General features: G+C 68.1%; 13 protein-coding genes. All 13 read right to left on the bottom strand.

Annotated elements, in window-relative coordinates; all coding sequences use genetic code 11:
* Window positions 1–35: 35 nt before the first annotated feature.
* The 13 genes from GT007_RS09390 to GT007_RS09330 all read right to left on the bottom strand — a co-directional run bounded on the left by GT007_RS09390 (window position 36) and on the right by GT007_RS09330 (window position 11,339).
* Window positions 36–569 carry a hypothetical protein gene (locus GT007_RS09390; RefSeq protein ID WP_160121342.1) on the bottom strand — a complete coding sequence of 178 codons (534 nt, stop codon included), beginning with the start codon at window positions 567–569 and terminating at the stop codon, window positions 36–38.
* 255 nt (window positions 570–824) lie between these two features.
* On the bottom strand, window positions 825–1,379 hold the full coding sequence (locus GT007_RS09385) for a DUF6456 domain-containing protein (RefSeq protein WP_160121341.1): 555 nt from the start codon (window positions 1,377–1,379) through the stop codon (window positions 825–827).
* Window positions 1,369–1,599, bottom strand: coding sequence for a hypothetical protein (locus GT007_RS09380; RefSeq protein ID WP_160121340.1), 231 nt, complete (start codon window positions 1,597–1,599; stop codon window positions 1,369–1,371). The genes GT007_RS09385 and GT007_RS09380 overlap by 11 nt, the downstream gene beginning before the upstream one ends.
* Window positions 1,596–2,144 (bottom strand): crossover junction endodeoxyribonuclease RuvC, encoded by a 549-nt coding sequence (locus tag GT007_RS09375; RefSeq protein WP_160121339.1) that lies wholly within the window; start codon window positions 2,142–2,144, stop codon window positions 1,596–1,598. The genes GT007_RS09380 and GT007_RS09375 overlap by 4 nt, the downstream gene beginning before the upstream one ends.
* Before the next feature lie 127 nt (window positions 2,145–2,271).
* Complete coding sequence (locus GT007_RS09370; RefSeq protein WP_160121338.1) at window positions 2,272–5,217, bottom strand: DUF7146 domain-containing protein; 2,946 nt, start codon at window positions 5,215–5,217, stop codon at window positions 2,272–2,274.
* Complete coding sequence (locus GT007_RS09365) at window positions 5,210–6,502, bottom strand: ATP-dependent DNA helicase (RefSeq protein ID WP_160121337.1); 1,293 nt, start codon at window positions 6,500–6,502, stop codon at window positions 5,210–5,212. Before GT007_RS09365 ends, GT007_RS09370 begins: the two co-directional genes overlap by 8 nt.
* Window positions 6,499–7,275 (bottom strand): hypothetical protein, encoded by a 777-nt coding sequence (locus GT007_RS09360; protein ID WP_160121336.1) that lies wholly within the window; start codon window positions 7,273–7,275, stop codon window positions 6,499–6,501. Before GT007_RS09360 ends, GT007_RS09365 begins: the two co-directional genes overlap by 4 nt.
* A complete protein-coding gene (locus GT007_RS09355) occupies window positions 7,272–8,051 on the bottom strand; it encodes a hypothetical protein (protein WP_160121335.1) in 780 nt (259 codons plus the stop codon). Before GT007_RS09355 ends, GT007_RS09360 begins: the two co-directional genes overlap by 4 nt.
* A 377-nt stretch (window positions 8,052–8,428) precedes the next feature.
* The gene (locus tag GT007_RS09350; RefSeq protein ID WP_236571577.1) at window positions 8,429–8,884 is read right to left on the bottom strand and encodes a DUF6511 domain-containing protein; all 456 of its coding nucleotides are present in this window, start codon (window positions 8,882–8,884) and stop codon (window positions 8,429–8,431) included.
* Between the two features lie 7 nt (window positions 8,885–8,891).
* A complete protein-coding gene (locus GT007_RS09345) occupies window positions 8,892–9,608 on the bottom strand; it encodes a hypothetical protein (RefSeq protein WP_328798941.1) in 717 nt (238 codons plus the stop codon).
* Window positions 9,609–9,643: 35 nt separating this feature from the next.
* A complete protein-coding gene (locus GT007_RS09340) occupies window positions 9,644–10,486 on the bottom strand; it encodes an ATP-binding protein (protein WP_160121333.1) in 843 nt (280 codons plus the stop codon).
* Window positions 10,486–11,028, bottom strand: coding sequence for a hypothetical protein (locus GT007_RS09335; protein ID WP_160121399.1), 543 nt, complete (start codon window positions 11,026–11,028; stop codon window positions 10,486–10,488). Before GT007_RS09335 ends, GT007_RS09340 begins: the two co-directional genes overlap by 1 nt.
* Window positions 11,028–11,339, bottom strand: coding sequence for a hypothetical protein (locus GT007_RS09330; protein ID WP_236571576.1), 312 nt, complete (start codon window positions 11,337–11,339; stop codon window positions 11,028–11,030). Before GT007_RS09330 ends, GT007_RS09335 begins: the two co-directional genes overlap by 1 nt.
* Window positions 11,340–11,374: the final 35 nt, after the last annotated feature.

Below are 11,374 nucleotides of genomic sequence, written 5' to 3'. Positions count from 1 at the left end.
CTCGTCAATCGATCAGGCCGCCGGCTTGCAAGCTCTCACAGCTCGTTCGCTGCAGCCTGAATCGCCAACGGCAGGGTCTGCGCCCAGGGCGAGAGCACAGACTGCCAAATGGGGCCTGGGCTAAACTGGTAGTCGACGTGACCCTTCGAAGAGAGAGCTTCGGCAACGACGTGCTTGCGCAGCAGCCCGGCGCAGTGTCCTAGCGCTTGAGGATGGCCCAGACGAGCGGCGATCAAAACACCTTCACCCGCGTTACCCGCTGCATCAAAGTTAACGAGGGCCGCAGAGGTGGTCGTCGGGTTGAGAATCTTGCCATAGAAACATGAGCCATCGCTCGTATGTGCAAAGATCTCGGACACGCTGAACTTCAGCAGTGCGTTCCAATCGGCGCAGGAAAGGCTCTCATCGCTTGGGTGGTTGTGGTGAATGATGACCGACCCACCATTCGCCCAATGATCCTGCATCTCCTGATCGGGATCCGTTCGGTCGCTCAGCTTGTCGGTGCGGAAGCTGATGCATGTTGTGCCGTTGGTATCGAACGCCGCCATCCACTCCCAGCGCGTGATCATGCCTAGGGAGCGAAGGGCAGTAGCCGATTGGCTTTCCTGCATCGAAAGCGCACGGACGGGCACATTGGATCCTTTGTTCTGGTGGCCAGCGACTCGAGTATATTGCTCCTGCTCGACGGGCTGCAAAAGGCGTCTGAAGAAGCGGGGCTCTACAGCCACTGCGGCGATGTTTGAGTTCCGCCGAGTGTTCACACTCGCCGCTGACGAGTGTCGGGGTGGAGACCGTGGCAGCCAAAACTCTGCAGCCGAATCATCTCATGCCGCTTGCTCGCGTGGCGTCAGTCCGAAGTGCATGGCCAGAATGCCGAGCGCTGCGACGAGAATGCCGCCCGCGATTGGCTGCGGCACTGGCCTGCCGCTCCAGCCTCGACGGGCCGCCCATTCACGGACCGACATCTCGAGGCCTACGACGAACCAGATGCAGGAGCCGGCCGGGCTGTCGTGTCCTCCGAGCGCATCCATCGCCGCAAGCACTCGCCGGCGCGCGTCGAGTTGGCGGTTGGAGAGCCGGTCTGCCGTCGAGCCGGGCAGGCGGATCAGCTGCGACGTGGACATGCTGTCGATCGCCGCGCTGCGGAACAGCGTGCGAAAAATGCAGCCCGCCTCGTGCATCTGCGGGGTGATGTTGCCGTTGGCCAGCATCAGCCCGAGCGTGTCCACGGCACGTCGATGCGCAACGGGCGACCCCGTGTCGGGATCCTCCTCGCGAACCGGCTCTGAGAAGCCGCCATGCTGGAGCCGCCACTTCGAAGGCTTCGCCAGATCATCGGGCTTCGCCTTCGACGCCTTGGTCTTGCGCTTACCGGCCATCGTGGTTCTCCCCGTTGCGACGCCCCCAGCGCCGATTGGCTTCGTTGGTGATGGCCTGACGCAGCCAGTCGTCGGTGATCTCGGCGATCGGCAGGGCGGCGACGCCGTGGCGATGCCAGGCAGCCGCACGCATGGCGTTCACCTCGCTGTCGTTGGTCGGGCTGCGCGTGCCGCGGTCGAGGCAGGACCGGGGCGGCAGCGGTGCGCCGTGCATGCTCATGCGCGGCCTCCCGTGGGGTCGGTGGCCCAGAGCAGAAGGGCGATGGCATCCGCCTCGTTGTCGTCGGCCGGCCGGAAGCCGCGGGCCTCGATGGCGGCGACCATCTTCGCCTTGTCGGCATTGCCCTTGCCGGTGGCGTAGCGCTTGATCGTGCCGACCGGGACGCCCTCGTAGGGGACGTCGTGCTCCTCGCACCAGGCGGTCAGCGTGCCGAGGAAGCCGCCATAGATGTGGGCCGCGTCCGTCCCGGCATGGGCGCGGACCTCCTCGAACACGATCCGCGCCACGCCGCCGGACAGGGCAGCGACCTCCGCCAGCCATCCGCGGAAGCGCAGGAATCGCATCCCGCCACCCTCGAAGCGGCTGGGCTTGAAGGTCATCGTGCCCGAGGTGATGCCACCATCATGGCGGCGCAGTGCCCATCCGGTCGTGGTGCCGAGATCCAGGGCGAGGACCGCGTGGTGCGCCAGGCTGATCGTGGGCGGGAGGGCGATGGGCGGGCCGCTTGCATGGGCGGCGGGCATGGTGAGAGTCGCTGGTGCCATGGTGGTCTCCGAGAGGGGATGATCCTGGTGAGGGCGGCGACGGCGCGGTTCTTGGCGGAGCTCGCCGTCGCTGCCCGGCTTTCAGTCGATCGGAGCCTGGGCGGGCCGGTGCTGTGCGGACGGCGCATCACGGCACGCCATCCAGCCAGGCCGGGGGACCAGGGGAGGATGGGGAGGGTTGCGCCGCATCCTCCCCGCGATCCTCCCCTCGAAAAACCGAGGTAGAATCAGGGTTCGGGGAGGAAGGGGAGGAAGGGGAGGAAATTCCCGGCCCTCGGTTCATGTGTGTGTGCGCGTGCGCGCATGTGTAGGGGGAGGAAAAATCCTCCCCTTCCTCCCCATCCTCCCCCGGCCCAGGAAAAACCTGGATCGTTGCTAGGTTAGGATTGTCGGAGAATCCTCCCCGACCCTCACCAATCCTCCCCGCCTGCGGTCCCACCGGGGAGGAAGGGGAGGATTTCCCGGTGTTGCTTTCCTGAGACGTCGTCAGGCGCCAGCGCTGGGCGTTGTGCGACGCGCCGCCGGACTGGAGGCGCACACGCCTGTCGCTGACCCGAAACACGCGATCGCGCATCTTGCTGAGTGCCCTACCGAGGCGAACGCGCTGGCCGTTTTCATCCTTCGCGCTGATCGGCAGCGGCGGGTCGGCCAGCCTGGCGTGCCCAAAGAGGTCGCTGGCGCTGACCTCAGCCGTGCCGAAGCGATCCCACCAGGTCTGCACGAAAGCCCGCCACGCACCGCCCTCGCTGTCGGACGCCGCCATCATCTCGTCGAGGTTGCCGAGGAAGCCCTCGATCCCTGACACGTCGAGCACGCCGCCCAGCGTCTGCGCCCAGATCTCGTAGCTGCCGATGCTGCGGCCGCCGCGGGGCCGGCCTGCCACGATCCACGCCTGGCAGAGGGTGAGGCAGGCGGAGACCAGCCGGCCGCGATTGGCGCGCACCCACACCATGAGGTCGGGGTGGCGGAAGGTGTCGCGGCGCCAGGGCTGGTCGGTGTGCGCGTCGAGCCTGATGCGGACCAGGCGCCGCGCCATCTCGTTCGAAAAGGTGGGGTTGTTGCCGGTGGCGACCCAGGCGCAGCGGATGGGCAGCCGCGTCATCTCGGATTGCCCGAGGATGCGATCCTCCCAGAACGGGGCGGTCAGGGCCGCGGCAAGGGCCGAGCTATCGAGCTGCTCGCGCAGATTGTCGATCAGGATGAGCGAGGGAATCTGCCGCAGCTTGGCGGTGATGCGCTTGCGCCATTCCTCGTCGTCGCGCCCTTCGGTCATGACCGAGGCGCCGACGCCGGTGAGGACGGTGGCGATGACGTCCACCATCAGCGTGGCGCCGGTGCCGGGCGTGGGCTTCTCGATCAGATGCAGCGGCGTCGGGCCATCGACCATGGCGCGAAGGAAGCTCAGCAGCAGCAGGGACAGCGCATGGGCGCGCTCTGCGGTGCTGGTGAAGGGGAAGTCGCCCAGGAGGTCATCCAGCAGCAGGGAGCGCGCGGCCGCGATGTCCTGGGCCGATGGACGGTCGGGAATGGATGGCAGGCGAAAGCCCGCGGTCGGGCGATAGAGCAGGCGGGCGTCGGGGTGATAGCCGGGTTCGGTGAGCAGCACGCCGCCGCGCCCAAAGACCGGCGTGGTGACGATGCCGGCGAGGATGGGCAGGCCTGGATCCGGGGTGGCCAGCAGGGATTTCACCACGCCGGTGGGCGGGGGCGCGGGGATGGCATCGCCCTTGGCGTTGACCTTCCGCCAATCTGCCAGCTTGGCCAGCATGTGACGCAGCCGCTCCTCGGAGACCGTGGCGGCGACGGGCCGACCCTCATCGTCGGGTGTGACCCAGCTGGGCAGCCCGCCGAGCCGGAACAGCCAGGGCGTGCGGTTGGAGGCGAGGATGGCGCTCCAGGCGCGATCGGTGGCGCGGCGGAGATTGCCCTCATCGGCGCGCAGCACCGGCAATGGCGCTGTGGGTTCGAGGAAGCCCAGCGGCAGGTGCCGGCCGGTCTCGTCCTCGGCTGCTGGTGGAGGCGCAGCAGCCGCACGCAGGGCGGCGTCTACCAGGGCGGCAATGGCCTCGGGGCCATCGCGGCCCAGCATGTCGTTGAAGTCGTCGCCCTGCTGGGGCGGCTTGGCGATGGCGGTGACGACGCTGTTGCGCCGTAGGCGGCCCGCCAAGGCATCCGCGGCGCGCATGCCTGCGCCGGAGGTGTCATGGTCGGCGAGAATGATGATGCGCTGGGCCTCGGGCGGCAGCTGCACCTGCTCGAGGCCGGAGGTGGAAAGCGTGGCCCAGACCGGCAGCCCTGGGCAGGCAGCCATGACGGCCAGGCCGGTCTCGATGCCCTCGCAGAGCCCGAGCACGCCATGGGTGCCGATTTGGGCCAGGCGCACCGCGCCACCACTGACCTTGCCCATCATCATGCGCGGCTTGGGGACATCGGCCTTGCGGACGGTGTCGCCATCCTGCTGCAGATAGGTGCGATGGAGCGCGATCACCTCGCCGACGACGTCGCGGACCAGGCCGATCATCGCCAGATAGCCGGCCTTGGTCTCGAAGTTCGTCAGGTCGGGGTGAAAAAGCAGGTCGGAGCCGATCGGCACGGCCAGGCCGCGGGCACTCAGATAGGTCTCTGCGGCCGTCCCAGCGATCGGCACCGCGTGCTCCCGCACGAAGCCGATCTCGTGCGTCATGTCGCGCTCCGGCTTGCGCGCCGGCGGTGGCTCCTGCCGTGCGGGTGCGTCGCCCGTCCAACCGACCCGCGCTGCCGCCTCGGCAAACAGCAGCCGGCCCGACAGGCCGGTGCCATGCTCCAAGGTGCTGAATGGGCCACCGCCCTGGGCGCCATCGAAGTCGTGCCAGTCGCCGGCATGTTCGCCGGTCAGCATGATCACGCAGGATCCGGATTTGCGCGGCGGTGCGCCCTGGATGTTGGCCAGCCGCCATTCATCGCCCTGGCGCCGCCCATTGGGGAACAGCCCCGGTACCCAGGCATGGGCGCTGTCGCGCAGGCGGGCACCAATGGCGTCCAGGTCGTAGCGGACTGAGGATGCCGGCGGTGCGGCGTCGTTCAGGTCAATCAAGGATCACCAACCCGCGTTCGGCGCGCGTGATGGCGGTGTAGAGCCAGCGATTGCGATCCTCGGCCGTGCGGCTCAGCCCGTCATCGTAGACGACGACATTCTCCCACTGGCTGCCCTGGGCCTTGTGGCAGGTGATGGCATAGCCCCAGCTGCTCTCGATCAGCCCACGCATCTCGCGGTAGTCCCGGGTCAGCCGCTCCCGGTCGTAGCGGACGTGGTCGTCGTAGTGGCCCTTGTAGAAGCGGTGCCGGCCGGAGATGGCGACGCCATCCTCGGTGGTGATGGTGGCCGAGAAGGCCAGCTCGCTCTCGTGCCGGATCTCCGCCAGCGACAGGAACATGCCGTTGACCAAGCCGAGGTCGTGGCGGTTCTTCAGGCAGATGAGCTTCTCGTCCTGGCCCGCGGGATAGGGGGCCGGAAAGCCAGCTGCCTGCTTGATCTGGCTGTTGAGCCAGCGCCGCGTGTCGTTGCGGCCGCAGATGACCTGGCCGCCGCGCAGCATCTGCTCGGGCCGCACCGCGTTGCGCGGCAGCTTCCAGACATGCGCATCATGCTCACCGGGCGGGATGTCGACGCCCTGCCGGGCCATGGTGGCGAGGCGGATGATCGCGCTCTCGCCGGCCTGGCGGTGGATTTCGGTAAGCATGATGTCCGGCTTTGCCTCGGTGAAGGCGCCGGTGCCCTTGATGGGTGGCAGCTGGCCGGGATCGCCCAGCACCAGGATGGGCTTGCCGAAGGCCAGCAGGTCGGCGGCCATCTCGGGGCCGACCATCGACACCTCGTCCAGCACGATGAGGTCGGCGTCCCGAACCAGTGACTGCTCGTTCAGCAGGAAGGTGGGCTTGTGGATGTCGGCGAGGCGAAGCTGCAGCTTGCTGATCTGCATCTCCGCGAACGCGCGCTCGGCGGGTGCCATGCGTCCGAGGCCACGCTGAAGGTCGAGGAGCTCGCGCTCGACGCGGTCGATTTCTTCGGGCGTCGCCTCCGAGACGCGATAGATGAGGGAGTGGATGGTGGAGGCAGGCGTGCCCTTGCGGGTCATCACCAGCGCCGCCTTGCCGGTGAAAGCCGCGAAGAGAATGCGACGGCGTGCTGCATCCTCCTCATCGCCGCTGGCAGCCACGTCGATGCCGATCGCCTGGATGGCGTAGGTGATGACGGTGCTCTTGCCGCTGCCGGCATAGCCGAACAGGCGGAAGACCTGCTGTTGGTGCGTGCGGTTCTGGAACCAATCCACGATGGCGCGGATGGCGTCGGCCTGTTGGGGAGAGGGTGTGAAGCTCATGCGAGCTCCCCGCCATTCACCAGGTAATCCTTGATCACGCCACCACGGGCGATATCGCCGACCTCGCATTGGCGGACGAAGACGCGGCGACCATCGGCGAGCGCACGCCAGTGGCCACGGCGAATGTGCCAACGGGGTGAGGCATGTGAGCCGCTCCGCTCAGCCAGCGCGGATGCGATGATGTGCGGCTGGATGTCGGCAACGCGATAGGTCCATCCGCGCACGCCATCCTTCGCAAAGGGGCGCCGACGCAGTGGCGAAAGCTGCTGCTCTGCTAGCGGCGTCGGAATGGAGAGCAGCCCCAGCGCACGCCAGATCATGGAGGTCGCTGCCTCAAAGGTCGGTGCGTAATGGTTCGGGTCCTGCTCCTTCGGGTGGCCCATGACTTCGGCAACACCGTTGGGCAGGAATTCCACTGCGGCCATCAGGTCGCTCCAGCAATTCCGCGATGGAATAAAGCGGAACAGGAAGCTATCGACGCCTGCCTCAGTGGCACGTGCGTAGGAGGCGAGACATGCCTCGGGCTGTTCAGGGTCCTGAAGTTCAAAGATGCAGTGCGGGTGCGGCAGCTTGAGCGTGCCGCCCAGGTTGCTGGTGGCGAGCCGCTCAACATCGTCCGAGTCGAAGCGGCGACTATCTGGAAAGATGTAAATCGGGGCGGTAGCGACCGCCTTGGCATCGATCTCGCACCAGAAGCGATGTGCGTGACGTAGGACATGACGCTTCAAGCTGAAGGCAAGGGGCGTCATGCGCGAGGTGGTGGCAGGCGTCATTGGGCATTCTCCCAGCAGCGTGCCGCGTAGGCGCAAAAGCGGCAGAGGTAGAAATCGGCATGCGCTGCGATGCGCGGCGGCAACTCGCCGGCCTCAGCAGCGCGGAGAATATCGACCGCGCGATCTGACAGCCGCTGCGCCTCTGCTGCATCGAAGGGCACCGCCTCGTGGTGCAGGGCGAGCGTGTCGCGGTTCAGCGCCGTGAGGAGCGCCACCTCGAGCTCGAGGTAGGCCATGTAGAGCTGCACCTGGGCGAAGTAGATCGGCTTGGACTGGCGCAGGCCGTGTTTGACCAAGTCGGTCCATGACTTCTGACCGAGAGCCTTGTGCTCCCACAGGGAAGGCCAGCGGATGCCGACGTCGGGCCCTGCCACGATGACGCCATCGGCATGGCCGCGCAGCTTTCCGCCCGCGGCGGCAAAGCCGAACTGCTCGCCATCGGCGCCACGATCGCGCAGGTCGAAGCCGGCCTGACGGAGCCAGCGGATGGACAGCGTTTCGAACTGGTGCCCCGCATCGAAGATGCGCAGGATGCCACCGTCGAAGTCCCGGCCAGCATCCTTCGGCGCGTGGGCTACCTCGTAGACCAGCTTTCGCGCGCAGGCCTCGCCGATGCGGCTGCCGCCGAGATAGTCGCGGGGGCGCTGTTGCTGATTGCGCGCGACCAGCGCCGCATCGACATGCGCGTTGATGCGGGCGGTGACCGCTGGGGCGTCGCAGAGGGCCATGCTTTGCCCTCCGTAGACGAGGCCGGAGCCGTGGTTCAGATCGATCATTGACCCGCACGCCCGGCCGGCGGGGACGTGCGGCAGCTTGTCGCGATCACGATCGATGCGCCGTGAATATGCGACGGGGTGATCACGGCGGTGCCCATCACTCGCTTCTCTCGCCAGCCGCGGTGCCGCGCGCCGAGCGCAAGGGCTGGGTCGTTCTACTGCGAGCCCATTCCAGAGCATCGCCCCAGCGGTAGAGCGCGCGAGCGGCAAACATCGAGTAGGGCGGGCCGCCGCCGCGCGTGGCTTTGGTGGCGAGAGTGCGTGGCGAAACCGGATAGCCAAGTTCAGTGAGTGCCGCGGCCGTAAGCTCGCGCCGAAGCAATGCGTCGGGATTATCGGGTACACACGTCATCGATGGTTGCCTTCTGCTTGAGGGGTCAAAATGGAATCGGGTCGTCGAGCGGATCCCGCTCGGCGGCTTGGCGCTGCATGGATGCCTGGAAGCCGTCGACGCAGGCCTCGATGATGCGGTCGATCTCCGTGGCACTCCGGTCGTGGAACGGCGCCATGAGGTTCAACTCCACCAGCACCTCGGCGAGCGGCCGGCGCGCGTCCTTCACCGCGCGCTCCTCCATCTGCGTTTTGTCGATCACGCCGTTGGACCTGCGGGCCATCGCCCCGCCTGCGTCGCAGCACCGCATCGAGCAGAAGCGGTGATGGGGAAACTCGCCCAGCCGCATCTCGTGGATGTAGCCGAAGCCCTTCGCCTCCCGGCTGCAGAGCGCGCATGTGAGGCGACGCACCTGATCATCGGGCGAGCAGCCGCGCGGCGGTGGCAGGGACTTGGCCGCAGCACGCGGCTGCGCCGGCCGCGTCCAGCGGCGACGGACCATCGGCGCATCATCCGTTCAGCCAGGCCGGGCCGCCGGCGGCGGGGGGTGCCGAACGGGGGGGCGGGGCGGCCGGCGTAGCCGCCGGTGCGGCCCAGGAAGGCGACGCTGGGGCGGCGACCTGCGGCGCTGCCGCGCTGGCCCAGGCGGGGGCGGCGGGCGCGGGAGCAGCGGCAGGTTTCGCCGCGCGCTGGCCGCTGGGCGAAGCCGGCACCGACTCGCCCGCCATGATGCGCGCGTATTCGGGCTCGCCCGGCAGCACCACGCGGTCGAGGCGGTTGCTGTCGCTGTAGCGAGGGTCGTTCGCCGGCTCGACGCGGATCTTGGCGGCGAAGGTGATGCCCGACAGGTCGGACAACCCCCGCAGGACCCGCTTCGCCTTTGCGGCCTCACTCATATCCTGCGGGTCGAGGCCGAGCGCGCTGTCGATCATGGCGCGGAAAGTCCCCTTGGAGATCTTCCAGGCGATGGACACGCCGTGCTCATCGACCTTGCCGCCGACCACCGTGAAGGTCTGCCAGAACTTGCGGCGGATGTGCGGGCCCGCAGCGACGGTGAATTCGCCGTCGACCATGGCGGTGTCGCCGCCGCCACGGGATGCCTTCAGGAGGCCGCGGTCCGCCTCGCCTTGACCGTCCACCCCGCCAGGGCGGATCACCATGGTCACCTTGGCAAAGGTGCCGTCCGGGATGAGGTCGGAGCCACGCGGCAGTTCGGCGTCGTTCATGTCGTACATCGATCGGTGTGCCTCTCGGGTTCGGGTCAGGCCGGGGATGGGGCGGGCGCGTTGATCTTGCGGAGCAGCGCGAGCAGATCCGGCGGCTCGGTCTCATCGAGGCGGCCGGAGCGGTCCTTGGCCGGCAGCCCGAAGCGGTTGCCCGCCTGGCAGACCAGCCGGCGTTCCGTGCCGCGCTGAGGGTCGTGGACCAGCGCGCCGTCGCCATCGCGGGAGAACAGCGAGAGGGTGATGACCTGATCGACGATGCCGGGGAGTTCGCGGCCGGCCTTGCCGCCCTCCATCTGCGGCTGCCAGGTGACGCGGCCGAAGTCGTCGGTGTGCTTCTCCAGGATGCCGACCAGGATCACGGTCTTGCCCGGTGCGTGCTGGAGGTGCTTCAGCAGGCCAATGACCTCGCGCCCTAGCAGCCCATAGGCGCCGCGGGTGTCCGGCTTACCGGTCTTGTCCGAGAAGGCCTCGGGCTGCTTCTTCGCCCAGACCATGGCCTGACGCGTCAGATCGGTTATGCTGTCGACGAAGATGATCGACTTGCGGGCGAGCATTGCGACGAGCTCGGGATGCTGCGCGGCATAGTGGGCGTAGTGCTCGTTCGAGAAGAAGGCGGTGGGCGGGGCGGCAGGATTCGGGCCGCCGATCAGGGAGGTAAGAACCACCATGTCCTCGAAGCAGCGCACGGGGATGCTGTCGCCGCGCCAGTCCTGCACCGACTTCATGCCGGCCTCGAGGTCGAGGAAGGCCGTCTCGACGGCGGGCAGTACCTTGACCAGTGTGGTCTTGCCCGACCCGCTCTCGCCGACGATGACCATGGTGGTCTTGTTCGCGGCGGCGGAGAGCCGGTCGTCGGCCGTGACGATGCGCAGCGCCATCAGAGAGCCCCCCGCAGAGGATGGAGGGCGCCGGCATGTGGGCTGTCCCGCCGCGCGGTCTCCGACATGATGGCGAGGCGATAGGTGGCGCGACCCGTGCGCACGGTCCGCGCCGGCTCGAAGGCGGCGCGAATGCGCTCCGGCCAGACGGTATAGGCGCGCTCCGAGACCTTGAAGCTGACCTCGACATACTGGCCGGGATCCTCGCCGCCGGCGCGGATCTGCTCGGACAGGGAGGCGAGACGCGCCTGGTCCCATTCCACCCGCTTCGGCAGATCGACGACGATCTCCACGACGCCGTCCTGGAAGCGGACCGTGCCCGTGTCCTTGCCGGCGGCGGAACGGGCGCCGACGGCGCGCTGCTCGTAGCGCAGCGCAATCGCGGCCTCGATCCAGTCCTGCATGCGCTTGGCGCCATCCAGCGCCTCGCGCGCATCCGTCTGCAGCAGCGCCAGATGCTCGGCGGGAAGCGCGATGACGTCGCTCACCGGCATGTGGCGAAGCGCGTCGAGAGTGGGGCGGTTGGTGCGGAGCGCGTCCATCACGCGGCCTCCGCGAGCAGCAGCGGCAGGATGGACGACGCATATCGGCGGGGGCGGTGGCGGGCGACGAGGATGTAGGCGTAGTCCTCATAGCCGTGGCGGCGCTGCACGATATCCGCCAGGCCGAGATCGGCCAGCTTCCAGGCGCGGGCTGCCAGGCGCTGCAGCGCCGTGCGCTCCGGCTCGGGCAGGCACTGCAACTGCGGGCAGACCTGCCGGGCGAGCGCGCCGCGGTGATAGGTGATGCGGTCGCCGGGAGCCGCGGCGCCCAGCCAGGTGCAGAGCGACGCCTCGGTGAGAGGCTTCGACACTGCGCGGATGTCGGTGATGTTGGTGTCCATACTTA

The organism is Rhodovarius lipocyclicus, from assembly GCF_009900765.1.
GTDB classification, from domain to species: Bacteria; Pseudomonadota; Alphaproteobacteria; order Acetobacterales; family Acetobacteraceae; genus Rhodovarius; species Rhodovarius lipocyclicus.
Note: the sequence above shows the minus strand (reverse complement) of the source record. Positions and strands in the feature narration are given on the sequence as shown.